1 protein-coding gene is annotated in these 357 nt (G+C 61.6%); it reads right to left on the bottom strand.

Going from position 1 to position 357, the window contains the following annotated elements:
* Positions 1–357: VCBS domain-containing protein (locus QMX98_RS34910; protein ID WP_282412103.1), on the bottom strand; the 357-nt coding region annotated here is incomplete at both ends.

Genomic DNA, 357 nt, shown 5'->3' with positions numbered 1-357 from the left:
CGCTGAGGTTCTTCTCGTAGACGACGAGTTCGCCGCCTTCGACGTTGAGGCCGCCGATCGTGACCGGGTCATCGTTGTTTTGGATTTGCAGCACCAGGTTGGCGGTGCTGGTGTCGCCATCGGCATCGGTGAGGGTGTAGGTGAAGGTTTCGGTGCCGCTGCCATTGCCGTGCAACGCTTTGAAGTCGGCATCGCTGGTGTTCAGGGTGTAGGTGTACGTGCCGTTGGCGTTCAGCACCAACGTGCCGTAAGTCCCGATGAAAGTGCCGGGGGTGATCGGGCCGGCGTTTTCGCCGACGGTCACGCGGTCGGCGCCTTGGGTGTCGTTGGTCAGCACATTGCCGTTGAGGGTCAGCA

This window comes from Pseudomonas sp. PS02303, assembly GCF_029959925.1.
GTDB classification, from domain to species: domain Bacteria; phylum Pseudomonadota; class Gammaproteobacteria; order Pseudomonadales; family Pseudomonadaceae; genus Aquipseudomonas; species Aquipseudomonas mandelii.
This window is presented reverse-complemented; position numbering and strand designations above follow the sequence as displayed.